The organism is Pseudomonas sp. SMV7, from assembly GCF_052041995.1.
In the GTDB taxonomy this organism is placed as follows: domain Bacteria; phylum Pseudomonadota; class Gammaproteobacteria; order Pseudomonadales; family Pseudomonadaceae; genus Aquipseudomonas.
In genome coordinates this window covers 49,564-71,167 of record NZ_JBKGGT010000018.1, presented here as the reverse complement: position 1 = coordinate 71,167, position 21,604 = coordinate 49,564, and the positions used below count along the sequence as shown (strand labels likewise).

At 63.3% G+C, this 21,604-nt stretch carries 26 protein-coding genes; 20 read left to right on the top strand and 6 right to left on the bottom strand.

Annotated elements, in window-relative coordinates; genetic code table 11:
* The first annotated feature begins 129 nt into the window (after positions 1–129).
* The 10 genes from oscA to ACLEJP_RS20145 all read left to right on the top strand — a co-directional run bounded on the left by oscA (position 130) and on the right by ACLEJP_RS20145 (position 8,174).
* Entirely contained in the window at positions 130–312 is a 183-nt protein-coding gene (gene oscA, locus ACLEJP_RS20190) for a sulfur starvation response protein OscA (RefSeq protein ID WP_003258557.1), read from the top strand.
* Positions 313–359: 47 nt separating this feature from the next.
* A complete protein-coding gene (locus ACLEJP_RS20185; protein ID WP_289133488.1) occupies positions 360–1,367 on the top strand; it encodes a sulfate ABC transporter substrate-binding protein in 1,008 nt (335 codons plus the stop codon).
* Between the two features lie 187 nt (positions 1,368–1,554).
* On the top strand, positions 1,555–2,373 hold the full coding sequence (gene cysT, locus ACLEJP_RS20180) for a sulfate ABC transporter permease subunit CysT (protein WP_289133489.1): 819 nt from the start codon (positions 1,555–1,557) through the stop codon (positions 2,371–2,373).
* 11 nt (positions 2,374–2,384) lie between these two features.
* On the top strand, positions 2,385–3,257 hold the full coding sequence (gene cysW / locus ACLEJP_RS20175) for a sulfate ABC transporter permease subunit CysW (RefSeq protein WP_225779670.1): 873 nt from the start codon (positions 2,385–2,387) through the stop codon (positions 3,255–3,257).
* Positions 3,258–3,260: 3 nt separating this feature from the next.
* A complete protein-coding gene (locus ACLEJP_RS20170; protein WP_114171931.1) occupies positions 3,261–4,250 on the top strand; it encodes a sulfate/molybdate ABC transporter ATP-binding protein in 990 nt (329 codons plus the stop codon).
* A gap of 296 nt (positions 4,251–4,546) precedes the next feature.
* Positions 4,547–5,344, top strand: a complete 798-nt coding sequence (locus tag ACLEJP_RS20165) for an energy transducer TonB (protein WP_440809204.1) — start codon at positions 4,547–4,549, stop codon at positions 5,342–5,344.
* Positions 5,345–5,374: 30 nt separating this feature from the next.
* Positions 5,375–6,094: a MotA/TolQ/ExbB proton channel family protein gene (locus ACLEJP_RS20160; protein WP_440809202.1), complete on the top strand. Its 720-nt coding sequence runs from the start codon at positions 5,375–5,377 to the stop codon at positions 6,092–6,094.
* A 1-nt stretch (position 6,095) separates the two neighbouring features.
* Entirely contained in the window at positions 6,096–6,497 is a 402-nt protein-coding gene (locus ACLEJP_RS20155) for an ExbD/TolR family protein (protein WP_440809200.1), read from the top strand.
* Between the two features lie 202 nt (positions 6,498–6,699).
* A complete protein-coding gene (locus tag ACLEJP_RS20150) occupies positions 6,700–7,281 on the top strand; it encodes an alpha/beta hydrolase (RefSeq protein WP_440809197.1) in 582 nt (193 codons plus the stop codon).
* A gap of 62 nt (positions 7,282–7,343) precedes the next feature.
* Positions 7,344–8,174 (top strand): sigma 54-interacting transcriptional regulator, encoded by an 831-nt coding sequence (locus ACLEJP_RS20145; RefSeq protein WP_289133494.1) that lies wholly within the window; start codon positions 7,344–7,346, stop codon positions 8,172–8,174.
* On the opposite strand, the gene ACLEJP_RS20140 is transcribed toward ACLEJP_RS20145, so the two are convergent.
* Entirely contained in the window at positions 8,171–8,350 is a 180-nt protein-coding gene (locus ACLEJP_RS20140; protein ID WP_440809194.1) for a hypothetical protein, read from the bottom strand. The two genes, ACLEJP_RS20145 and ACLEJP_RS20140, sit on opposite strands and share 4 nt — an antisense overlap.
* Here ACLEJP_RS20140 and ACLEJP_RS20135 point away from each other — a divergent pair.
* From ACLEJP_RS20135 to ACLEJP_RS20115, 5 genes are all read left to right on the top strand, one after another.
* A complete protein-coding gene (locus ACLEJP_RS20135; protein ID WP_225779664.1) occupies positions 8,349–9,134 on the top strand; it encodes a MetQ/NlpA family ABC transporter substrate-binding protein in 786 nt (261 codons plus the stop codon). The genes ACLEJP_RS20140 and ACLEJP_RS20135 overlap by 2 nt on opposite strands.
* Positions 9,135–9,363: 229 nt before the next feature.
* A complete protein-coding gene (locus ACLEJP_RS20130; RefSeq protein ID WP_440809271.1) occupies positions 9,364–10,029 on the top strand; it encodes an amino acid ABC transporter permease in 666 nt (221 codons plus the stop codon).
* Complete coding sequence (locus ACLEJP_RS20125) at positions 10,010–10,669, top strand: amino acid ABC transporter permease (protein ID WP_440809191.1); 660 nt, start codon at positions 10,010–10,012, stop codon at positions 10,667–10,669. The genes ACLEJP_RS20130 and ACLEJP_RS20125 overlap by 20 nt, the downstream gene beginning before the upstream one ends.
* Positions 10,666–11,439 (top strand): amino acid ABC transporter ATP-binding protein, encoded by a 774-nt coding sequence (locus tag ACLEJP_RS20120; RefSeq protein ID WP_440809188.1) that lies wholly within the window; start codon positions 10,666–10,668, stop codon positions 11,437–11,439. Before ACLEJP_RS20125 ends, ACLEJP_RS20120 begins: the two co-directional genes overlap by 4 nt.
* Entirely contained in the window at positions 11,436–12,308 is an 873-nt protein-coding gene (locus ACLEJP_RS20115; protein ID WP_440809186.1) for a transporter substrate-binding domain-containing protein, read from the top strand. The genes ACLEJP_RS20120 and ACLEJP_RS20115 overlap by 4 nt, the downstream gene beginning before the upstream one ends.
* A 99-nt stretch (positions 12,309–12,407) precedes the next feature.
* Here ACLEJP_RS20115 and ACLEJP_RS20110 read toward each other — a convergent pair whose 3' ends face one another.
* Positions 12,408–14,771, bottom strand: coding sequence for a penicillin acylase family protein (locus ACLEJP_RS20110; protein WP_440809185.1), 2,364 nt, complete (start codon positions 14,769–14,771; stop codon positions 12,408–12,410).
* 86 nt (positions 14,772–14,857) lie between these two features.
* On the opposite strand from ACLEJP_RS20110, the gene ACLEJP_RS20105 reads away from it, so the two are divergent.
* Positions 14,858–15,424 carry a sugar O-acetyltransferase gene (locus ACLEJP_RS20105; RefSeq protein WP_440809182.1) on the top strand — a complete coding sequence of 189 codons (567 nt, stop codon included), beginning with the start codon at positions 14,858–14,860 and terminating at the stop codon, positions 15,422–15,424.
* Here ACLEJP_RS20105 and ACLEJP_RS20100 read toward each other — a convergent pair.
* A complete protein-coding gene (locus ACLEJP_RS20100; protein WP_440809180.1) occupies positions 15,403–15,972 on the bottom strand; it encodes a DUF6436 domain-containing protein in 570 nt (189 codons plus the stop codon). The genes ACLEJP_RS20105 and ACLEJP_RS20100 overlap by 22 nt on opposite strands.
* A gap of 122 nt (positions 15,973–16,094) precedes the next feature.
* On the opposite strand from ACLEJP_RS20100, the gene ACLEJP_RS20095 reads away from it, so the two are divergent.
* Positions 16,095–17,021, top strand: a complete 927-nt coding sequence (locus tag ACLEJP_RS20095; RefSeq protein ID WP_440809177.1) for an alpha/beta hydrolase — start codon at positions 16,095–16,097, stop codon at positions 17,019–17,021.
* Here the strand turns inward: ACLEJP_RS20095 and ACLEJP_RS20090 are convergent, their stop codons facing one another.
* Positions 17,022–17,774 (bottom strand): DUF2059 domain-containing protein, encoded by a 753-nt coding sequence (locus ACLEJP_RS20090; protein WP_440809175.1) that lies wholly within the window; start codon positions 17,772–17,774, stop codon positions 17,022–17,024.
* A gap of 113 nt (positions 17,775–17,887) precedes the next feature.
* Between ACLEJP_RS20090 and ACLEJP_RS20085 the strand changes: the two genes are divergently transcribed.
* Together ACLEJP_RS20085 and ACLEJP_RS20080 are read left to right on the top strand one after the other, a co-directional pair.
* Positions 17,888–18,520 carry a 2OG-Fe(II) oxygenase gene (locus ACLEJP_RS20085; RefSeq protein ID WP_440809269.1) on the top strand — a complete coding sequence of 211 codons (633 nt, stop codon included), beginning with the start codon at positions 17,888–17,890 and terminating at the stop codon, positions 18,518–18,520.
* Positions 18,507–19,010, top strand: coding sequence for a DUF523 domain-containing protein (locus ACLEJP_RS20080; protein WP_440809172.1), 504 nt, complete (start codon positions 18,507–18,509; stop codon positions 19,008–19,010). The genes ACLEJP_RS20085 and ACLEJP_RS20080 overlap by 14 nt, the downstream gene beginning before the upstream one ends.
* Before the next feature lie 58 nt (positions 19,011–19,068).
* Here the strand turns inward: ACLEJP_RS20080 and ACLEJP_RS20075 are convergent, their stop codons facing one another.
* A complete protein-coding gene (locus tag ACLEJP_RS20075; RefSeq protein WP_440809170.1) occupies positions 19,069–19,557 on the bottom strand; it encodes a transporter substrate-binding domain-containing protein in 489 nt (162 codons plus the stop codon).
* Positions 19,558–19,781: 224 nt separating this feature from the next.
* Between ACLEJP_RS20075 and ACLEJP_RS20070 the strand changes: the two genes are divergently transcribed.
* Positions 19,782–20,258 carry a DUF4399 domain-containing protein gene (locus ACLEJP_RS20070; protein WP_225779652.1) on the top strand — a complete coding sequence of 159 codons (477 nt, stop codon included), beginning with the start codon at positions 19,782–19,784 and terminating at the stop codon, positions 20,256–20,258.
* A 46-nt stretch (positions 20,259–20,304) separates the two neighbouring features.
* Here the strand turns inward: ACLEJP_RS20070 and serA are convergent, their stop codons facing one another.
* Entirely contained in the window at positions 20,305–21,534 is a 1,230-nt protein-coding gene (gene serA, locus ACLEJP_RS20065) for a phosphoglycerate dehydrogenase (protein WP_207838165.1), read from the bottom strand.
* Positions 21,535–21,604: the final 70 nt, after the last annotated feature.

Sequence of the window (21,604 nt, the reverse complement as noted above, 5' to 3'; positions counted from 1 at the left end):
ATTTTCAGTTATATAAACATTCTTAAACAGTATTTTTAAGAATAACCTGGCCTCACTACTATTGCCTCAAGCCAGGCGTAATTCCCCTTCAAACCTCAGCCCGGCAACTTCATTCCAAGGAGAACGAGCATGAGTGCATCTCTGCGTAGCATCGACGGTCAGGACGAAGCCACCATTCTGCGGGAAATCCAGAGCGCCCTGCGCGACCTGCGTTTCGGTGCGGTGGAGATCACTGTGCACAACGCTCAGGTCGTACAGATCGAGCGCAAGGAGAAATTCCGCCTGCAACAGCCCGGCAACAAGACCGGCTGACGCGCCACCCCTTCAAAACTAGAAAAATGCCAATCGGGAGCTTCACCATGTCCATCCGCCGTTATGCGCTCGCCGCCCTGGCCAGTGCTGTTTTTGCCGGTTCCGCCATCGCCAAGGACTACGAACTGCTGAACGTGTCCTACGACCCGACCCGTGAGCTTTATCAGCAGTACAACGCCGAGTTCATCAAGCACTGGCAACAGGCCCACCCGGGCGACACGGTGAAGATCCAGCAATCCCATGGCGGCTCGGGCAAGCAGGCCCGTGCGGTGATCGACGGCCTGCGCGCCGACGTGGTGACCCTGGCCCTGGCCGGCGACATCGACGAAGTCGCCAAGCTCGGCAAGACCTTGCCCGAGGACTGGCAGAAGCGTCTGCCGGACGCCAGCACGCCTTATACCTCGACCATCGTGTTCCTGGTGCGCAAGGGCAACCCCAAAGGCATCAAGGACTGGGGCGACCTGATCAAGAAGGATGTGTCGGTGATTACCCCGAACCCGAAGACCTCCGGCGGCGCCCGCTGGAACTTCCTCGCCGCGTGGGCCTACGGCCTGAAGACCGGGGGTAGCGAAGACAAGGCCAAGGCCTACGTGCAGGAGCTGTTCAAGCATGTGCCGGTGCTGGATACCGGCGCCCGTGGCTCGACCATCACCTTCGTCAACAACGGCCAGGGCGACGTCCTGCTGGCCTGGGAAAACGAGGCCTTCCTGGCGCTGAAGGAAGACGGTGGCGCCGACAAGTTCGAAATCGTCGTGCCGTCGCTGTCGATCCTTGCCGAGCCGCCGGTGGCAGTGGTCGACAAGAACGCCGAGAAGAAGGGCAATACCGAGATTGCCGGCGAATACCTCAAGCACCTGTACAGCCCGGCCGGGCAGAAGATTGCTGCCGAGAACTTCTACCGCCCGCGTGATGCCAAGGTGGCGGCCGAGTTCGGCAAGCAGTTCCCGAAACTGGACCTGGTGACTATCGACAAGGACTTCGGTGGCTGGAAAACTGCACAGCCCAAGTTCTTCAATGATGGCGGTGTGTTCGACCAGATCTATCAGGCACAGTAAGCGCCAGGGAAAAGCAGGGGCCGCTTTGCGGCTCTTTCGCGACGCAAGGCCGCCCCTACGAGGAATACGCGATCTTCTGTAGGAGCGGCCTTGCGTCGCGAAAGGGCTGCAAGGTCGCCCCAGGATTCACAAGCCTGCACCGGCCCGGGATCGATCCCGGGCTTCGTGCGTTCAACCAGGGATATTTATGTCACGTCGCATTTCCCCCGTCATACCCGGCTTCGGGCTGACGCTGGGCTACACCTTGGTGTACCTCAGCCTGATCGTGCTGATACCGCTGGCCGCCATGTTCGTACATGCCGCGCAGCTGACCTGGGAGCAGTTCTGGAACGTCATCAGTGCACCGCGGGTGATCGCCGCGCTCAAGCTGAGTTTCGGTACCGCCCTGTTCGCCGCCATCATCAACGGCCTGATCGGCACCTTGCTGGCCTGGGTGCTGGTGCGCTACACCTTCCCCGGGCGCAAGGTCATCGATGCGATGATCGACCTGCCATTCGCCCTGCCCACCGCCGTTGCCGGCATCGCCCTGACTGCCCTGTACGCGCCTTCGGGCTGGGTCGGCCAGTTCGCCACCGACCTGGGCTTCAAGATCGCCTACACCCCACTGGGCATCACCCTGGCGTTGACCTTCGTCACCCTGCCGTTCGTGGTGCGCACGGTACAACCGGTGCTGGCCGACATTCCGCGTGAAGTGGAGGAGGCCGCTGCCTGCCTGGGCGCCAAGCCGCTGCAGGTGTTTCGCCATGTACTGGCGCCGGCGCTGCTGCCCGCCTGGCTCACCGGTTTTGCCCTGGCCTTTGCCCGCGGTGTGGGCGAGTATGGTTCGGTGATCTTCATTGCCGGCAACATGCCGATGAAGACCGAGATCCTGCCGTTGCTGATCATGGTCAAGCTCGACCAGTACGACTACACCGGCGCGACCTCCATCGGCGTATTGATGCTGGTGGTTTCCTTCATCCTGCTGCTGCTGATCAACCTGCTGCAGCGCCGCATCGAAACCCCTTGAAGGAGGCCGGCATGTCCAGTTCAACCCTGAATGCAACCGCCGCCGCCAACGCCGCCCGCCGTGGCAGTGCGACCTCGCGGCGCGTCCTGATCAGCCTTGGCTGGCTGGTATTCGCGCTGTTCCTGCTGCTGCCGCTGGTGATCGTGGTGTCGCAAGCGTTGAAGAACGGCTTTGGCACGTTCTTCGAAGCGATCCTCGAGCCAGATGCGCTGTCGGCCTTGAAGCTGACCCTGATCGCGGTAGTCATTTCGGTACCGCTCAACCTGGTGTTCGGGGTCAGCGCCGCCTGGTGCGTGAGCAAGTACACCTTCCGTGGCAAGAGCCTGCTGGTCACCCTGATCGACCTGCCGTTCTCGGTGTCGCCGGTGATCGCCGGCCTGGTGTACGTGCTCATGTTCGGCGCGCAGGGCCTGTTCGGGCCATGGCTGCAGGACCACGACATCCAGATCGTGTTCGCCCTGCCGGGTATCGTCCTCGCCACCATCTTCGTCACCGTGCCGTTCGTGGCCCGTGAACTGATCCCGTTGATGCAGGAGCAGGGCACGCAAGAGGAGGAGGCTGCGCGCCTGCTCGGCGCCAATGGCTGGCAGATGTTCTGGCATGTGACCCTGCCGAACATCAAATGGGGCCTGATCTACGGCGTGGTGCTGTGCACCGCGCGGGCCATGGGCGAGTTTGGCGCCGTGTCGGTGGTGTCGGGCCATATTCGCGGCGTGACCAACACCTTGCCGCTGCATGTGGAGATTCTCTACAACGAGTACAACCACGTGGCGGCCTTCAGCGTGGCCAGCCTGCTGCTGATCATGGCGCTCTTCATCCTGCTGCTCAAGCAGTGGAGCGAGAACCGTATTAACCGCCTGCGCCACAGCGCCGCGGAGGAATGATTCATGTCGATCGAAGTTCGTAACGTCAGCAAGCGCTTCAACAGCTTCCAGGCACTGGACAACATCAACCTGGATATCAACAGCGGCGAGCTGGTGGCCCTGCTTGGCCCGTCCGGCTGTGGCAAGACCACCTTGCTGCGCATCATTGCCGGGCTGGAAACCCCCGACCAGGGCAATATCGTGTTCCATGGCGAAGATGTGTCCGGGCATGACGTGCGGGACCGCAACGTCGGCTTCGTGTTCCAGCACTACGCCTTGTTCCGCCACATGAGCGTGTTCGACAACGTCGCCTTCGGCCTGCGCATGAAGCCCAAGGGCGAGCGCCCGAGCGAAAGCAGGATTGCCGAAAAGGTGCATGAGCTGCTGAACATGGTGCAGCTGGACTGGTTGTCCGACCGCTACCCCGAGCAGTTGTCCGGTGGCCAGCGCCAGCGTATCGCCCTGGCCCGTGCGCTGGCTGTGGAACCCAAGGTACTGCTGCTGGACGAACCGTTCGGTGCGCTGGATGCCAAGGTGCGCAAGGAGCTGCGTCGCTGGCTGGCGCGCCTGCACGAGGACATCAACCTGACCTCGGTATTCGTCACCCACGACCAGGAAGAAGCCATGGAAGTGGCCGACCGCATCGTGGTCATGAACAAGGGCGTGATCGAGCAGATCGGTTCGCCGGGCGAGGTGTACGAGCACCCGGCCAACGATTTCGTCTACCACTTCCTGGGGGACTCCAACCGCCTGGCCTTGAGCGAAGGGCACCATGTGCTGTTCCGCCCGCACGAAGTGTCGTTGTCGCGGCACGAGACCGAAGGGCACCATGCCGCCGAGGTGCGCGATATTCGACCGTTGGGCGCTACCACGCGGGTGACCCTGAAGGTAGAAGGGCAGAGCGAGCTGATCGAGGCCGAGGTGGTCAAGGACCACGACAGCCTGACCGGGTTGGCGCGGGGCGAGACGTTGTTCTTCCGGCCGAAGGTCTGGCAGAAAGTGGCGGATATCTGAGCCGCCTTCGAACATGAGAAACCCGGGCGCTGTCCCGGGTTTTTCATGCCTGGCGGGTGGCCGGGGCTGCTTCGCAGGCCTGAAAAACCATGCATTCTGCGCATATGCTGCATGCGTCTGACGCACCGCTTTTTCCCGCCCCAGCTACAGCCCACGGAATCCGCGGCCTCGAAGGCAGCGCAAAAAACGGATATTCATTTACGTTCTAAGCATAATTTTAAACATTCCTTTAAGGGATAAGCCCCCTGGTTCCATGATTCAGTCAGACCTGAATCGAGACCCTGGGAGTTTTATCAATGGCTAATGTCCAGCCGGCCATGAAGGCCTACGACCAGCCATGGCGCCCCGCTCCGGGTGACCTGGTCGAGCTTGGGCGCACGCTTCGCCTCCCGCTCGGCCAGCTGCGCCTGCAACGCACGCCTGTCAGCGGGCTCAAGCAGCGCGACAAGCTGGCGCTGGGCTTGCTGGCGCTGGCGCTGCATGCTGCCGTCGCCTACTGGATCAGCCGGGCGCCTACGCCCGAGCTACCGGTGGTGCCGCCGCAGGTGCCGCCCATGACCATCGAATTCGCCGCGCCTGCCCCGCCTGTGGTCGAGCCTCCGCCGCCCGCCCCGGCACCGCCCGTGGTCCAGCCGCCACCGCCGCCAGTGGTCGACGAACTGGCCAGCAAACCCAAAGCCAAGCCCAAACCCGTGCCCAAGCCGGTGGTAAAGCAACAACCCAAGCCACAGCCCAAGCCGGTCGAAGCTGCGCCACCGGTCCCGGTAGCCGCCCCGGCACCGCCGGCGCCCGCGCCTGCCGCGCCAGCCCCGGTAACCCCGGCATCGGCGAACGCCGCGTACCTGAAGAACCCGGCGCCGGAGTACCCGCAGTTGGCCCAACGCCGTGGCTGGGAGGGCACCGTGCTGTTGCGCGTCGAGGTGCTGCCCAGCGGCGCGCCCGGACAGATCCAGATCCAGAAGAGCAGTGGCCGCGATGCCCTCGACACCGCCGCGCTGGCGGCAGTCAAGCGCTGGCGTTTCGTCCCGGCCAAGCAGGGCGACGTGGCCCAGACCGGCTGGGTCAGTGTGCCGATCGATTTCAAGCTTCGCTAACTTTTCCGCAGAACACAGGAAGACATCATCATGAGCCTGCTGGCATCCCCTCTCGAGTCCGTTGAAAGCGCAGTTATCTGGCTGTTGGTTGGTTTCTCTGTCGTCACCTGGGGCCTGGCCCTGGTCAAGGCCGTGCAGTTCGTGCGGTTGAAGCATCAGGACAAGCGCTTCCACCAGCGCTTCTGGGCCGCCTCGAGCCTGGACTCGGCCGCCGAGCCCAGCCACGACCTGCCGGGCCCGGCTGCACGCGTGGCGCAGTCCGGCTACGCCGCCATCGCGGTGGGCGATACCCAGGCCAGCGACTTGAGCCACGCCATCAACCATCAGGACCGCCTGGAGCGCGCGCTGCGCCAGCAGATCGTGCGGGAGCGCCGTTCGCTGGAAACCGGCCTGGCGGTGGTCGCCAGTATTGGCAGCACGTCGCCCTTCATCGGCCTGTTCGGCACCGTGTGGGGCATCATGGAAGCGCTCAAGGGTATCAGTGCGGCCGGCTCTGCCAGCCTGGAAACCGTCGCCGGGCCGATTGGTGCGGCACTGGTGGCCACCGGTGTGGGTATTGCCGTTGCGGTACCGGCGGTACTGGTCTACAACTACTTCCTGCGCCGCCTCAAGCTCACTGCGGCCGACCTCGATGACTTCGCCCACGACTTCTACAGCCTGGCGCAGAAGAGTGCCTTCCGCGTACTGGTGCACCCGGCCGTGCACGCGCACCAGGGCGGGTTTACCCAGCCCGTGAAGGAGGCATCCTGATATGGCCTTCTCGACCCAGGACAATGACGAAGTCCTCAGTGAGATCAACGTTACGCCCCTGGTGGATGTGATGTTGGTGCTGCTGGTGGTGTTCATCGTCACCGCGCCGCTGCTGACCAACGCGATCCCTGTGAACCTGCCCAAGACCGAAGCCGTGGCACCGGTGGAGCAGAAGGACCCGCTGGTGGTCAGCATCGACGGTGACGGCAAGCTGTTCATCAACAAGGACCAGATCCAGCCCGATCTGCTGGAAACCAGCCTCAAGGCCGCCAAGGACAAGGATGCGCAAGTGCGTGTGCAGCTGCAGGCCGACGACGGTGTCAACTACGGCGAAGTGGCACGGGCCATGGCGGCGATCGAACGTGCGGGCATCAGCAAGCTGGCGGTGATTACCGCGCGCTGAACCCCGGCAAACCCTCTTCAGGCAAGTGCTTATGGGCCATATCTCTTGGCAGGGGATGGCCCTTTTTTTTGCCATACGCGCCCACGCACAGAGCGTACCGATTGGCGATTTTGTTATTAATAAATAGCTTCTTATTCCTTTACTGATATAACTCCCGCCCTATACTGGTCTCCAAGCACGCAAACCCACTGGAGGCGTCCCCATGCGCAACGAGTCGATCCGTTACCTGATTGTGCCGGGCTGGCAAGGATCGCCAGACAATCATTGGCAAAGCCACTGGCAGCGCACCCTGCCCAACAGCGCGCGGGTCGAGCAGCAGGACTGGTTGACCCCGCAGCGCCAGGACTGGGTCCAGGCGCTGGACCTGGCGATTGCTGCCGAGCGCTCGCCGGTGATCCTGATTGCCCACAGCCTCGGCTGCGTCACGGTCGCCCATTGGGCCGCCCAGGCCAACCCGGCCTTGCTGCGGCGGGTGCGTGGCGCCTTGCTGGTGGCGCCGGCGGATGTCGAGCGGCCCAGTTGCGCACCCGCCTTGCGCAACTTCGCACCGATCCCGACCGAGGCGCTGCCGTTCCCCAGCCAGGTGGTCAGCTCGGACAACGACCCGGCCGTGAGCGTGCCACGGGCGTTGTACCTGGCCCAGGCCTGGGGCGCCGAAGCGGGGCTGCTGACCAACGCCGGACACATCAACGTCAAATCCGGCCATGAGCGTTGGGAACAGGGGTTCGCTTACCTGTATCGCTTGCAGAACCGGGTCGAGCAGCGGGCACTACGCCGCGCCTGATCACCCTACTGTCTATTGTTTGCCGACGCCCGGCCACTGCAGGCCTGGGGCGGGAGTTCGTCATGACTTTTCAAAACCCGTTTGGCCAGCCGTTGCTGACTTTCCCCGAACTGGACAAAAGCCCGCTGAGCATTCGCGCCAAGGCGCTGGTATTCATCGACCCGCGTTCCCAGCAGTTGCGCGAGCAACTCGAACGCCTGGCGCCACAGCCCCTGCCGGTGCTGATCCGTGGCGAAACCGGTACCGGCAAGGAGCTGCTGGCTCGGCAGATTCACCGCGCCAGTGACCGCGGAGGGTTGTTCGTGTCGGTCAACTGCGCGGCCATCAGCCCCACCTATGCCGATGCCGAGCTGTTCGGCTACAGCGCCGGTAGCCACGCGGGCACGGCCAGCAGCCGCGCCGGCTGGTTTGGCTCGGCCAACGGCGGCACGCTGTACCTGGACGAGATCGCCGATTTGCCGCTGGCCATTCAGGGCAAGCTGCTGGCCGCCCTGGAAAACCGCGAGGTTACCCGGGTGGGCGCGCAGCAGCCGCAGCCGGTGGACGTACGCCTGGTAGCCGCCACCAGCATCGACCTGGCCCGGGTGGTAAGCGCGGGGCGCTTCAACGAGCGCCTGTACCAGTACCTGCGCGAAGGGGCGCTGGAGCTGCCGCCACTGCGTGAGCGGCCGGGCGACATCCTGCCCTTGGCCGAGTATTTCGTCGGCATCTACAGCGCACGCCTGCAAAGGCCTGTGCCGCTGGTGAGCGAGGCCGCACAACAGCTGCTGGAAGCGCACCTCTGGCCGGGCAACACCCGCGAGCTGGAGAACATTATCCACTTCGCCCTGCTGGTGAATGACGGCGAGGAAATCCTGCCGAAGGACCTCGATTTGCCCAGCCCTGCGCGCTAGACGCCGCTCATGAACAAAATGGCTGATGGCAATTTGGTTTTGGAATAAGCAGCTAAATAAAAGATATTTTTGCGGAATAAAAAATCTAGGTATTGTCCGCCATACGCCCGCTGATGAACCGGTTGGGCACCCGATTCGCCATCGTCGATGGCCAGAACCAGAACAAGGATCACCATGAAGAAGACCCTGCTGACCACCGCCCTGGCTGCTGCCCTGTCGTTCGCCGGCCTGGCTGCTGCCGCCGAGAAACTGGTGGTTGCCGCTACCCCGGTACCGCACGCTGAAATCCTCGAGCTGATCAAGCCGACCCTGGCCAAGGAAGGCGTGGACCTGCAGATCAAGGTGTTCACCGACTACGTGCAGCCCAACGTGCAAGTTGACCAGAAACGCCTGGACGCCAACTACTTCCAGACCCTGCCGTACCTGCAGAATTTCAACGAAGGCAAGGGCACCCACCTGGAAACCGTGATCGGCGTTCACGTCGAGCCGTTCGGTGGCTACTCGAAGAAGGTCAAGAACCTGAGCGAGCTGAAAGAAGGCGCCACCGTTGCCATCCCCAACGAGGGTAGCAACAGCGGCCGTGCCCTGCTGCTGCTGCAGAAGGCTGGCCTGATTACCCTGAAAGACCCGAAAAATGCCCTGGCCACACCCAAGGACATCGCCGAGAACCCGAAGAAGCTGAAGTTCCGCGAGCTTGAATCGGCCATGCTGCCGCGCGTGCTGGACCAGGTCGACCTGGACATGATCAACACCAACTATGCCCTGGAAGCCGGCCTGAACCCGGCCAAGGATGCGCTGGTGATCGAGGGCAGCGACTCGCCGTACGTGAACTTCCTGGTCGCCCGCCCGGACAACAAGGACAGCGAAGCCATCCAGAAACTGGCCAAGGCCCTGACCAGCCCGGAAGTGAAGGCGTTCATCGCCAAGAAGTATGAAGGTGCGGTACTGCCGGCGTTCTGATCTGCAAGTATGAAAACAACGCCGACGCATTCGTGTCGGCGTTTTTGTTTGCGGAGCATTCACCTGTGCTGGCGGCGGGCCCGTTAGCACCGGCGTAGCCGCTGCCATCCACCGGGTCGGCACGACGTCTTGGTGATATGTTTATTCTATAAAGATATTTATCAAAATATTTTTATATCTTTAGAGTCTATGCATCGTGCCGCTGCGCACCCTGCCGACCCGCTCTACCATGACCCTCGACACCGCATTCATCCTCAGCACGTTGCCTGCCTTCCTGCAGGCCGTGGGTGTGACTTTGCAGGTGGGCCTTATCGCCATCGCCACTTCGCTGCTGGTTGCCTTGGTCAATGCCACGCTGCTGGTATTGCGCACCCCGTACCTGTGGCGTCTGGTCAAAGCCTACGTGGAACTCGCCCGCAACACGCCTCTGCTGATCCAGCTGTTCTTCGTCTATTTCGCCTTGCCCAGCCTGGGCCTGAAGATTTCCGGTTTTGCCGCTGCGATCATCACCATGACCTTCATGGGCGGCGCCTACCTCACCGAGGTACTGCGTGCCGGTGTCGAGGCCGTGCCCCGGGCCCAGCTGGAGTCCGCGCGCTCGATCGGCCTGTCCGAGGGCCAGCTGCTGCGCCACGTGGTGTTGCCCCAGGCCGGCATCCTCAGCCTGCCGGCACTGTTCGCCAACTTTATCTTCCTGCTCAAGGAAACCACTGTGGTGTCGGCGGTGGCCGTGCCGGAAATTCTCTACACCACCAAGAATTACATCGCGCTGTACTACAAGACCTACGAAATGCTCACCGTGCTGACCCTGCTCTGCGTGCTGCTGTTCCTGCCGCTGTCGTTGTTGCTGCGTCATGTGGAAAGGAGGCTGCAACATGGCCAGCTCGGCCTCTGAACTGTTATTGCAGGCGCTGCCGCAGCTGGCTGGCGGCGCCGCGCAGACCTTGGCCATTTCCGCGCTGGGCATCCTTTTCGCGACGCTCGGGGGCGTGCTCTATGGCGTGTTGGCAACGCTGGGCAACCGCCTCCTGAGCATCGCCTTGCAGGTGTACCTGGAGCTGTTTCGTGCCATCCCGGTGCTGGTCTGGCTGTACCTGGTTTTCTTCGGCCTGCCGATCTTCTTCGGTTTGAGCATTCCCAGCTTCTGGTGCGCGGTACTGGTGCTGGGCCTGTGGGGCGCCAGCGAGGTTGGCGAGGTGGTGCGGGGCGCGCTGCGTTCGCTACCGCGCGGCCAGCGCGAGGCCGGGTTGTCGATTGGCCTGGCCGGCTGGCAGCTGTATGGCTACGTCCTGTTGCCGCAGGCGCTCAAGCGCATGACCCCGCCGACCATCAACATCTACACGCGGATCATCAAGACCAGTTCGCTGGCGGTGCTGATCGGCGTGGTCGAGGTGATCAAGGCCGGCCAGCAGATCATCGAACGCACCTACGAATCGGTGCTGATCTACGGCGCCTTGTTCCTGTTCTTCTTCATCGTCTGTTATCCGCTGTCCGCCGCTTCGCGCGTGCTGGAACGCCGCTGGGCCCACTCATGAGCGCATTGATCGAATTCCAGGGTTTCAACAAGTTCTTCGGCGAGCAACAGGTGCTCAAGGGCGTCGACCTGAAGGTGGCGGCCGGCGAAGTGGTGGTCATCCTCGGCCCCAGCGGCTGTGGCAAAAGCACCCTGCTGCGTTGCCTCAACGGCCTGGAGCAGGCCAACGGCGGCCACCTGCGCCTGGCCGGGCAGGAGCTGCTCGACCCGCGCACCGACTGGCGCGCCGTCCGCCAGCGGGTTGGCATGGTGTTCCAGAGCTATCACCTGTTCGGCCATATGAGCGTCATCGATAATCTGCTGCTCGGCCCGCTCAAGGTGCAGAAGCGCGAGCGTGCCGAAGCGCAGGCGCAAGCCGAGGCGCTGCTGGCGCGGGTTGGCCTGCTGGACAAGCGCGATGCCTTTCCCCGGCAATTGTCCGGGGGCCAGCAGCAACGTATCGCGATCGTGCGTTCGCTGTGCATGAACCCCGAGGTGATGCTGTTCGACGAAGTCACCGCGGCCCTCGACCCGGAAATGGTCAAGGAGGTGCTGCAGGTGATCCAGGGCCTGGCCCGCGACGGCATGACCTTGCTCATCGTTACCCACGAAATGGCCTTCGCTCGCGCGGTGGCCGACCGCATCGTGTTCATGGAGGCCGGCAGGATCCTTGAACAGGGCGACCCCGAGAGCTTCTTCACCCGACCGCAGACCGCACGCGCGCAGCAGTTCCTGGAGAAATTCTCCTTCGTAGAAAGCCTGCCGAAGACACTGCACAAGGAACTGTCATGAAAACTGCCAACTTCACCAAACTGCTGGCGCCGCTGTTCGGCCTGGCCCTGCTGGCCGGCTGCAACAAGGCCGAGGAACCCCCCAAGCCGGCGGCCGCGTCGCCGGCCACCAGCTACCTGGAAACCATCAAGGCTCGCGACAAGCTGATTGTCGGGGTATTCACCGACAAGCCGCCGTTCGGTTTCGTCGATGAAAAGGGCCGCTACGTGGGCTTTGACACCGACATCGGCCGGCGCCTGGCCAAGGACCTGCTGGGTGACGAGAACAAGGTCGAGTTCGTTGCCGTGGAGCCGGCCAGCCGTATCCCGTTCCTGCAGAGCGACAAGGTCGACCTGATCCTCGCCAACATGACCGTGACGCCAGAGCGCAAGGAAGCGGTGGACTTCACCAACCCCAACCTGCGCGTTGCCGTGCAGGCCATCGTGGCGGACGGCAGCCCGGTACAGAAACTCGATGACCTGGCCGACAAGACCATCATCGTCACCACCGGCACCACCGCCGATATCTGGCTGACCAAGCATCATCCAGACTGGAAGCTGCTCAAGTTCGAGAAGAACAGTGAGTCGCTGCAAGCGCTGGCCACAGGGCGTGGCGATGCCTATGCGCAGGACAACCTGATCTTGTTCAGCTGGGCCAAGCAGAACCCGGGCTACCGTGTGCTGCCTGAGCTGCTGGGTGACGAGGCACCGATTGCACCGGCGGTGAAGAAGGGCAATATCGAGCTGCGTGATTGGGTCAATGCCGAGTTGGCCAAGCTGGGGGAAGAGAAGTTCCTGCTGAAACTGTATGACCAGTACGTGCGCAAGGAACTGAGCGATGACACCAAGCCGGAAAGCGTGATCGTCGAAGGCGGCAAGTGGCAGGGTTGACTGTTTGAAGGGGGCCGCTTTGCGGCCCATTGCGACACCAGGCCGCTCCCGCAGGGGGTGTGAAAGCCGAAGCGAGCGGCCTGGTGTCGCGATGGGCTGTCACGGCCCCGGTACCAGTCGCAAGCTACTTTGCGCCGGTATCATGCCCATCTGCACCCGCTGGTACTGCCCCTGCACATACCCCTCGGCCTGGTCCGAGTAATGCCTGTCGAACGGTACGCCACTCTGCCCGACCGGGTTGCTGGTCAGCGCCTGTCCGGCATCGGCGAAGTCGATCAGCCGTCGGGTAGACGGCCCATAGTTCACCGGCCATGGCGCCGGGCCGATCTTCGCCGAGAGGTTGTTCGGTACCTCGTGGGTTCCCGGCGCGGCGAACGGGCCGACGTTGAACAGCAGATGCAGTGGCTTCTTTACCCCCAGCGGGTGGTTATGGGTCAGGGTGTGCGCCTTGCCCCACTGCCAGCTGGCCGGGTCGTTACCCAAGGTGTCGCGCAGGTGCTTCAGGCTGTTCTGCCAGGCCACGCGCACCACGGCGCTCCGGTCGGTGCGCTGGTTGCCACCACGGGTGTTCCACCAGGGCGAATCGGCATCCGCCGCCAGGCGTGGCAGGGCGGCGTCGATGATGCGGGTGCTGATCAGCACCGGGAACCAGGTATCGCCCAGTTCGTCATGCAGTGCGGCGAATGCCAGTTCGTAGAGGAACTGGTTGAACAGCGTGGCGCTGACCGAGTCCACCGGATAGTCGCCTGCCCAGGCGGCCAGTTGTTCCACCAGTTCCTTCTCTTCGTCACCCTCGGCCACCGCGCGCAGCGTTGCCAGCAGCGGGGCAAGGGTACGCGGGCCATAATCGCTGGCGGTGCCCAGTTGCAGCTGCTGGCTGTTCTGGGTGTCCCATTTCACCTCGGGGTTGGCCAGTTGGTTGTCGAGCTGACGGCCTCGGTCTGGCAGGTTGTAGTAACCCGGTATCGGCACCACCGCCGGCGGCTGGTAGTTGGCCGAGACAATATAGCCGCGCGCCGGGTTTTCCTGCTGCGGGTTGACGCTGAACGGGTAGAAACCGAGCTTGGCGGCCTGGGCACTGGCCCCGTCGAGAATGAACGCCGGGTCGACCCCGTCGGGGCGAATCGGTAACCGCGCAGCCGCCCACCAGCCAATGTCGCCGCGCGCATTGGCCCAGACAAAATTCAGCCCGGGCGCGTGCACTTTGGCGGCAGCCTCGCGCATCTTGCCCAAGGTATCGGCACGGTTGATCTGGTAGAAGCCGTCGAGGATCGGGTTTTCGGTTTCCAGGAATGCCCACCACATGGCAATTGGCGTGGGCCCGGCGGTGGCGCCCAGCACGTCGTTGACGATCGGGCCGTGGGTTGAGCGGCGCAGGCTCAGGGTGACCGGTGCTTCACCCTTCACGGCGATCTGTTGCTCGGTCTTTTCCAGCGCCTGCCACTGGCCATCGATCATGACCTGGTTTTCGTCGGCCGGGTTGCTGCGTTCGGCGATCAGGTCGACGTCATCGTTCTGGAACATGGTCAGGCTCCAGCCGAAGTCGCGGTTGTGGCCGAGCAGGGCGAACGGGTTGAGCGCCTGGAAGTAGCCGTACAGGTTGAAGCCCGGCGCTGACAGTTCGGCCTCGTACCACACTGCCGGCACGGCGAAACCGATGTGCGGGTCGCCGGCCAGCAACGGCTTGCCGCTGCGCGTGCGACTGCCGGCCACGGCCCAGGCGTTGCTGCCTTCGAACTGCGGGATGCCGGCCGCGCCGAGCGCCTCATGGCTAAGACGGGCGAGGGCTTCAAGGCTTTGCCAGTCGGCAGCGGCCAGTGGTGTACCCAGGGCGCCCTCCGGCTGCCAGCCGAGGTCGAAGATGCCCAGGTACTCGGGGCCCAGCTGGTCACGGATATAGGTCAGGGCCGGTTCGGTACGAAAGGCGGCGGCGAAGCTGTAGGCCAGGTATCCAGCGATGCTGAGCGTGTCTTCTGCGGTGAACGGGCGCGGGTTGATACCCAGCAGGTCGAATTCGACGGGCTTGGGATGGCCGGCCTGCCAGCTGTTCACGCCATCGAGATAGGCTTGCAGGGCCTGCCAGGCCGGGGACTGGCGGTCCTGACGCTTGGCCATCAGGGCGGCCTGTTCGCGAATGCGCAGGCTGCGGAACAGGGTGTCGGTGGGTAGCAGCTTGGCGCCCAGCACCTCGGCCAGCTCGCCACGGGCCAGGCGGCGCAGGATCTCCATCTGGAACAATCGGTCCTGGGCATGCACATAGCCTAGTGCCCGGTACAGGTCCGCCTCGCTCTGCGCCTGTAGGTGCGGCACGCCGCGGGCGTCGTAGCGCACGCTGACCGGGGCCTGCAGGCCGGCCACGGCCACCTCGCCCTCGCGCTGCGGCAGTTTGCCCTGCACATACCAGTATCCAGCGCCGGCGGCCACGGTAACCACCACGGCCAACAGGGTCAGGCTGCGCTTCATTCAGGCTCCTTGTGCATTCCAGGGAAAAGTGTGGTCCGATCATGGGCGGATTCGCGAACAGAGCATAGTCCCAGGAAGGAGTTTCCATGTCCCTCAGCGAAAAACAGAAAATGCTTACAGGCCAGCTCTATCATGCCGGTTGCCCCGAGCTGCAGGCCGAGCAGATCGCCAACAAGCACTGGATGCACCGTTACAACAACAGTGTCGAATTGCTCAACGACGCACGGCATGGGCTGTTGGCCGAGCATTTTGCCCAGGTTGGCGAAGGCGCGGTGATCCGCCCACCGTTCTATTGCGACTATGGCTACAACATCAGTGTTGGTCGCAATACCTTCATGAACTTCAACTGCGTGATTCTCGATGTGTTGCCGGTGCGGATCGGCGACGACTGCCAGATTGGCCCCAACGTGCAGATCTACACCGCCGACCATCCGCTCGACCCCGAGGTGCGGCGCACCGGGTTGGAAAGCGGGCGGCCGGTGACCATCGGCAACAACGTGTGGATTGGCGGTGCAGCGATCATCCTGCCGGGGGTGACCATTGGTGACGATGCCGTGGTGGGTGCCGGTAGCGTGGTCACGCGGGATGTACCGGCTGGGGCGACGGTGGTGGGTAACCCGGCGCGGGTGCTTCAGCCGCGCCAGGGGCAGTAGCAGCCCACCGCCAGGGTATTCGAGGCGTTCACCTGCCGGCCGTCGAGCAGGGCCTTCAGGATGGGCTCGACAAAACTGTTGCTGGCGTTGCACACAGCCCCTTCGCTGTACGGGCCGAAGTAGGCCAGATGCCCTTGTCGGTCCCAGATGGCTACGGCCGGAGAGGCCGGCAGCCGTTCGCTACCGGGCAAACTGGCGATGGGCTGCAGACCGCTCAGGTTGGCTGGCAATTGACCATGGCTGCCTGGCTTTTGCAGCACATGAAAGATCACCCCTTGCTCGGCAAACTGGCTGACCAGCTCGCCCAGGTGCTGCTGGTTACCGACGTTGCACGGGCAGGTTGGGTCCCAGAAATGCACCACACGGATCGGCCCGGGGCCGGCCAGTCCGGCGGGCAGTTGCAGTTGGCTGCCGTCGAACAGCGTGGCCTGGTTGTCGAAGGGGCGTAGGTAACGGGCCTGGAAGGTGGTGTAGGCCTGCCAGAGGATGGCGGCTCCGACCAGCAGGGCGATTGCGGTGCACAGCGGTTTGATGATCCGGTTCTTCATGAAGTTCTTCCGCGGTCCCCTTGTAGGAGCGGTGCTGGTCGTTCGAAGCTGAGCAAGCTTGCCACGACGCCGACCAGAGCTGAATATCGCAGATCAATACTTGCTTCGCTGTGGATGTACCGATGCCCGCCACCTTTCACCCCGATCTCCTGCGCACCAGCCTGGGGCCGTTGACCGCTCGCCAGCCGTTGTCGGCCCAAGGCCTGGAATACCAGCGCTTCTATGGCCTGGACCTGCCGGCAGGAACCTGGCTGGGCGGCTTTCAGGCCGCGGGCTTCGACCTGGTCGGGCAAGTCTGGCTACCCGAGCAGGTGACCGCGACGCTGTTCCTGCTGCACGGCTATTACGACCATATGGGCCTCTATCGACACGTGATCGAGTGGGCGCTCGGGCAGGGCTTCGCAGTCATCAGCTGCGACCTGCCCGGGCACGGCCTGTCCAGCGGCGAACGGGCCAGCATCAGTAATTTCGAGTTGTACCAGCAGGTGTTGCAGGCCCTGTTCGAGCAAGCGCGCATGCTGCAACTGCCACGCCCATGGCATCTGTGCGGGCAGAGCACCGGTGGCGCGATTGCCGTGGACCATCTGCTGTACCAGGGCGCGCAGAGCCCCATCGATGGCCAGGTCATCCTCTTGGCGCCGTTGGTGCGGCCCTGTGCCTGGCGCTGGTCGAAGTTGAGCTACAGCCTGCTGCGCCACTTCGTCAATGGCATCGAGCGACGCTTCAGCGAGAACACCAATGACCCGGCCTTCCTGCCGTTTCTTGAAGCCGACCCGCTGCAACCCCGTCGCCTGCCAACGGCCTGGGTCGGTGCCTTGATCGCCTGGGTCAAGCGCATCGAAGCCGCCCCGTGCAGCACGCGGCGGCCATTGATCGTGCAAGGGGAGGCGGATGGCACGGTGGACTGGCCCTACAACCTCGAAGTACTCAAGGCCAAGTTCGCCGAGCCGCAGATCTTGATGCTGCCAGGGGCTCGTCACCACCTGGCCAACGAGCTGCCGGGCATTCGCCAGCGCTACTTCGACTTCATCGACCAGCGCCTGGGCTGATCACTTCAGGTCGCTGCTGCTCTGGCCCACTGCCAGACCTGCGCGCACGGCGGCCAGGGCGGCCTGGTAATAGGCCTTGCCGTCAGGCGATTCGGCAAAGGTCGCAAACTCTTCCAGCTCGGCGTCGGACAAGTCGCGGTAGACATACAGCAGGGTATTGTTGAGGTCTTCGCCGATCTGGCTCATCAGGCGCTGGCGCTGGCCGTCGAGCAGGCCTTGGGCCTGGCCACCACCGAACAGGCCGGGAATCATCGAACTGAGGCTGTCGGCCGCCACACCAGCGATGGCCAGGCTGACTTCGGCGCCGGCCTCGCGTGCCGGCAGGGCCTGGGCCAGGTGGCCGATGATCAGCAGACGGTCGTCGCTGGCCTGGATCTTCGGCAGGCCTTTGGCATTTCTGGCCAGTTCATCCTTGCGTGTGGCCTTGAGTTCGGCCGCCACCACCTTGCGCCCCAGCGGCGACTGGAAGAACGCCAGCGCCGGTGCCGGGTTGGCCAGGGTCGCACGCAGTTTTGCCTGGGCGCGACGGTCCACGGCCTGGGCCTGGAAACGCTGGTTGCTGTTGTTGACCAGCGCCTGGTACACGGCGGGTGGCAAACTGTTGCGATAGCGTTCCTGGGCAGCGGTCAGGGCATCGTTGAAATGGGCGCGCTGGTCGGGCCAGCCAGCAGCCTTGTACAGTTGATCCAGGTTGTCTGCCCAGACAGGCACGGTGCAGATCATCAGCAGAATCAGGGAAAACAGACGGCGCATTCAGGACTCCTGTCGGCAGGCGGCTATTGTCCTTGGCCTGGCGCTGGTTTGTCGAGATATCTACGTGCTTCTCGGCCAAGTGGCGCTGTGCGGCGGCATGGCTAATGGATATGATGCGCGCCATGCACATGACCCCCGAACACCCGATGCTTGCGGCCGTCGTCGACGATCTGGCCACCCATGGCTGGTCGCAGCAGGCGCTCTTCCTGCCTGCCGACCTGGTGCGCGCGCTGGCGGCCGAATGCCGGCGTCGTGATGCCGAAGGCGAACTCAACCCTGCGGGGGTTGGGCGCGGTGTTGCCCAGGAGGTACGCGAAACCATTCGCGGCGACCAGATCCAGTGGATCGACCCCGGGCAGGCCGAGGCTTGCGACCAGTACCTGGCCGCCATGGACCAGTTGCGTCAGGCCATCAACCGGGGCCTGTTCCTCGGCCTGGAAGATTTCGAGTGCCATTTCGCCCTGTACCCGCCCGGTGCATTTTATCGCCGCCACCTGGACCGTTTCCGCGACGATGACCGGCGCATGGTGTCAGCGGTGCTGTACCTGAATGAAGGCTGGCAGCCAGAGGATGGTGGCCAGTTGCGCATGTTCCTGGCGGATGGCGTCGAGCACGATGTGCAACCGGTGGCGGGTTGCCTGGTGGTGTTCCTGTCCGGTGAGGTACCGCACGAAGTGCTGCCGGCCGGGCGCGAGCGGCTGTCGTTGACCGGCTGGTTCCGGCGCCGTGGCAATGACCCGTTCTGACCTGCCCAAAGTGCTGGTCAGCGCTTGCCTGCTGGGGCAGCCAGTGCGTTACGACGGGCGTACCAGTGGCCACCCCGACCAGCTGCAGCGTTGGCAGGCCGAAGGGCGTGTGGTGCCGTTGTGCCCAGAGGTGGCAGGCGGCCTGCCGACTCCGCGCCCGGCTGCAGAGATACCCGGCGGGCAGGGGGCAGCGGTGCTTGACGGTGATGTACAGGTGCTGACAGTGACCGGTGAGGATGTCAGCGTGCAGTTCGTTGCCGGGGCGCAGCAGGCGCTGGAACTGGTACGCCGGCATGGCATTCGCGTGGCGGTGTTGAAGGCCGGCAGCCCTTCGTGTGGCAACCGCTTGACCTATGACGGCACGTTCAGTGGCGTGAAGGTGGCCGGGGAGGGGGTAACCACGGCGCTGCTGCGGCGGGCTGGGGTGCAGGTGTTCAGCGAGCTGGAGCTGGAACTGGCGGAACAGGCGCTGGCCGGGCTTTCAGTTTAAGTCTGTACCGGCCCTTTCGCGGGCGCCTACGAAAGGGCCGGTGCAGGCGGCAAAGAAATTACTGCCCGGCGGCCGTCGCCGGTACACCTTTGAACCACTTCTGTTCAAGCTCGGCAGTCCTCCCACTGTCCTTGAGCCGCTGCAAGGCGTTGTTCACCGCACTTTCGAAAGCCGGGTTGTCCTTCTGGAACGGGATCACCAGCTGCTTCTCGCCAAATGGAAGGCTCACATCGAGCGGGCCGTCAGCCTGGGGCGACTCACTCGGCGGGGTCAGTGCGATGTCGTACTTGCCACTCTCGACACCAGGCAGGACCTCGGCCGCGGGGGCTTCGATAAATTCGGCGCGCAGGTCCAGCTCCTTGGCCAGGTCCTGGCCAAACTCCACTTCGAAGCCGGTCAGGTGGTCGTTTTCCTTGAAGGCGTATGGCGAGTTGTCTGCCTGTACGGCAATGCGCAGTTCGCCTCGGTCGGCAATTTCATCTATCAGCTCGGCCTGCGCCAATGGCGAGACCAGTACCGCCAGCAGTAGTCCAATGGTCGAACGCATGAAAGCCCCTTTTTTCTTTGGCAGGTAAATAACGCCCGCCACGGCTTTCTTCCTCGCCATGGTCGGGCGCAGCCTATGACCTTGAAGCCTCGGCGATGTTTAACCGTGACTGAAATATTTCTACCTGTCGATTTGAACATATGGCCGTTCACATCAACTAAGGTGAATCACCGCCGCCGTTGGATCGCAGGCGGGGGCCGACAAGTGAATCACAGGAGAAGTGAATGAACAGCCTATTTTCGCGTGCTGCCGTTGCAGGTCTGCTGATGGGGGCATCGGTGCTGGCCAGTGCCGCAGACGCGCTGAAGAGCCAGGAACCGCCCAAGGAGGCCAAGGTCTTCATCGTTTCCCCCGCCGACGGCGCTACGGTGGACAAGACCTTCACCGTCAAGTTCGGTATCGAGGGCATTGCCCTCAAGCCGGCCGGTGATCACACCCCGCATTCCGGCCATCACCACCTGTTGGTTGACGTGGACAAGGAGCCGGTGGCCGACATGCCGCTGCCGACCAGCCTGATGCCGGAAAACGGCGTGGCCCTGCCAGATGGGCCACAGGTGCTGCACTTCGGCAAGGCGCAGACCGAAACCACCATCACCCTGACCCCCGGCAAGCACACCCTGCAACTGATACTGGGTGACCAGTATCACGTGCCGTTCAAGCCAAGTGTCGAGTCGCAGAAGATCACTGTCGAAGTGAAATAAAAAAAGGGAGGCCAACAGGGCCTCCCTTTTTCATGCTGCCAGCAAATCAGAACAGGACGCGGGAACGGATGGTGCCCTTGACCTGTTGCAGCTTCTCCTGTGCCAGGTCCGAGTACTCGGCGTCGACGTCGATCACCACGTAGCCGACTTTCTCGTTGGTCTGCAGGAACTGGCCCGAGATGTTGATACCGTTCTCGGCGAAGACCTTGTTGATCTCGCTGAGCACGCCCGGGATGTTTTCGTGGATGTGCAGCAGGCGGTGCTTGCCCGGGTGCGCCGGCAGGGCCACTTCCGGGAAGTTGACCGAGGACACCGAGGTACCGTTATCGCTGTACTTGACCAGCTTCTCGGCGACTTCCAGGCCAATGTTGGCCTGGGCTTCGGCGGTGGAACCACCGATGTGCGGGGTCAGGATCACGTTGTCCAGGCCACGCAGCGGGCTTTCGAACTCTTCGTCGTTGGAGCGCGGCTCGACCGGGAACACGTCGATGGCGGCACCGATCAGGTGCTTGTCCTTGATCGCGGCGGCCAGGTGGTCCAGCTCGACCACGGTGCCACGGGCGGCGTTGATCAGGATCGAGCCCTTCTTCATGGCACGGATTTCCTTCTCGCCGATCATCCACTGGGTGGACGGCAGCTCAGGCACGTGCAGCGAGACGATATCGGCCAGGCCCAACAGTTCGTGCAGGCTGGTCACCTGTACCGCGTTGCCCAGCGGCAGCTTGGTCAGCGGGTCGAAGAAGTACACCTGCATGCCCAGGCTCTCGGCCAGGACCGACAGTTGGGTGCCGATCGAGCCGTAGCCGACGATGCCCAGCTTCTTGCCGCGGATCTCGAACGAGTTGGCCGCGCTCTTGATCCAGCCGCCACGGTGGCAGGAGGCGTTTTTCTCAGGGATGCCGCGCAGCAGCAGAATGGCTTCGGCCAGTACCAGCTCGGCTACCGAACGGGTGTTGGAGTACGGCGCGTTGAACACGGCGATACCGCGTTCGCGGGCAGCTTCCAGGTCGACCTGGTTGGTGCCGATGCAGAAGCAGCCAACCGCGACCAGCTTCTTGGCGCAGTCGAAGATCTCTTCGGTCAGCTGGGTACGCGAACGGATGCCGATGAAATGGGCATCGGCGATCTTTTCCTTCAGCTCGGCTTCCGGCAGCGAACCAGTGAGGTATTCGATGTTGGTGTAGCCGGCGGCCTTGAGGGTATCGACCGCGTTCTGGTGCACACCTTCAAGAAGAAGGAACCGGATCTTGCTCTTGTCGAGAGAAGTCTTGCTCATCTGCGTAAACCTGTATCCCGGAGAAAAAATGGCGAGGGGTGATGCCAGGCGCCAGGGCTGCCTTAGCATG

Bases quoted from the DNA above. Each gene is read 5' to 3' on its own strand.
- ACLEJP_RS20120 (WP_440809188.1), top strand. From the start codon at position 10,666: ATGAGCGCATTGATCGAATTCCAGGGTTTCAACAAGTTCTTCGGCGAG.
- ACLEJP_RS20155 (WP_440809200.1), top strand. From the start codon at position 6,096: ATGGCCTTCTCGACCCAGGACAATGACGAAGTCCTCAGTGAGATCAAC.
- oscA (WP_003258557.1), top strand. From the start codon at position 130: ATGAGTGCATCTCTGCGTAGCATCGACGGTCAGGACGAAGCCACCATT.
- ACLEJP_RS20070 (WP_225779652.1), top strand. From the start codon at position 19,782: ATGAACAGCCTATTTTCGCGTGCTGCCGTTGCAGGTCTGCTGATGGGG.
- ACLEJP_RS20095 (WP_440809177.1), top strand. From the start codon at position 16,095: ATGCCCGCCACCTTTCACCCCGATCTCCTGCGCACCAGCCTGGGGCCG.
- ACLEJP_RS20110 (WP_440809185.1), bottom strand. From the start codon at position 14,771: ATGAAGCGCAGCCTGACCCTGTTGGCCGTGGTGGTTACCGTGGCCGCC.
- cysW (WP_225779670.1), top strand. From the start codon at position 2,385: ATGTCCAGTTCAACCCTGAATGCAACCGCCGCCGCCAACGCCGCCCGC.
- ACLEJP_RS20090 (WP_440809175.1), bottom strand. From the start codon at position 17,774: ATGCGCCGTCTGTTTTCCCTGATTCTGCTGATGATCTGCACCGTGCCT.
- ACLEJP_RS20170 (WP_114171931.1), top strand. From the start codon at position 3,261: ATGTCGATCGAAGTTCGTAACGTCAGCAAGCGCTTCAACAGCTTCCAG.
- ACLEJP_RS20165 (WP_440809204.1), top strand. From the start codon at position 4,547: ATGGCTAATGTCCAGCCGGCCATGAAGGCCTACGACCAGCCATGGCGC.
- ACLEJP_RS20125 (WP_440809191.1), top strand. From the start codon at position 10,010: ATGGCCAGCTCGGCCTCTGAACTGTTATTGCAGGCGCTGCCGCAGCTG.
- cysT (WP_289133489.1), top strand. From the start codon at position 1,555: ATGTCACGTCGCATTTCCCCCGTCATACCCGGCTTCGGGCTGACGCTG.
- ACLEJP_RS20140 (WP_440809194.1), bottom strand. From the start codon at position 8,350: ATGGTGATCCTTGTTCTGGTTCTGGCCATCGACGATGGCGAATCGGGT.
- ACLEJP_RS20085 (WP_440809269.1), top strand. From the start codon at position 17,888: ATGCGCGCCATGCACATGACCCCCGAACACCCGATGCTTGCGGCCGTC.
- ACLEJP_RS20075 (WP_440809170.1), bottom strand. From the start codon at position 19,557: ATGCGTTCGACCATTGGACTACTGCTGGCGGTACTGGTCTCGCCATTG.
- serA (WP_207838165.1), bottom strand. From the start codon at position 21,534: ATGAGCAAGACTTCTCTCGACAAGAGCAAGATCCGGTTCCTTCTTCTT.
- ACLEJP_RS20185 (WP_289133488.1), top strand. From the start codon at position 360: ATGTCCATCCGCCGTTATGCGCTCGCCGCCCTGGCCAGTGCTGTTTTT.
- ACLEJP_RS20150 (WP_440809197.1), top strand. From the start codon at position 6,700: ATGCGCAACGAGTCGATCCGTTACCTGATTGTGCCGGGCTGGCAAGGA.
- ACLEJP_RS20100 (WP_440809180.1), bottom strand. From the start codon at position 15,972: ATGAAGAACCGGATCATCAAACCGCTGTGCACCGCAATCGCCCTGCTG.
- ACLEJP_RS20105 (WP_440809182.1), top strand. From the start codon at position 14,858: ATGTCCCTCAGCGAAAAACAGAAAATGCTTACAGGCCAGCTCTATCAT.
- ACLEJP_RS20130 (WP_440809271.1), top strand. From the start codon at position 9,364: ATGACCCTCGACACCGCATTCATCCTCAGCACGTTGCCTGCCTTCCTG.
- ACLEJP_RS20160 (WP_440809202.1), top strand. From the start codon at position 5,375: ATGAGCCTGCTGGCATCCCCTCTCGAGTCCGTTGAAAGCGCAGTTATC.
- ACLEJP_RS20115 (WP_440809186.1), top strand. From the start codon at position 11,436: ATGAAAACTGCCAACTTCACCAAACTGCTGGCGCCGCTGTTCGGCCTG.
- ACLEJP_RS20135 (WP_225779664.1), top strand. From the start codon at position 8,349: ATGAAGAAGACCCTGCTGACCACCGCCCTGGCTGCTGCCCTGTCGTTC.
- ACLEJP_RS20080 (WP_440809172.1), top strand. From the start codon at position 18,507: ATGACCCGTTCTGACCTGCCCAAAGTGCTGGTCAGCGCTTGCCTGCTG.
- ACLEJP_RS20145 (WP_289133494.1), top strand. From the start codon at position 7,344: ATGACTTTTCAAAACCCGTTTGGCCAGCCGTTGCTGACTTTCCCCGAA.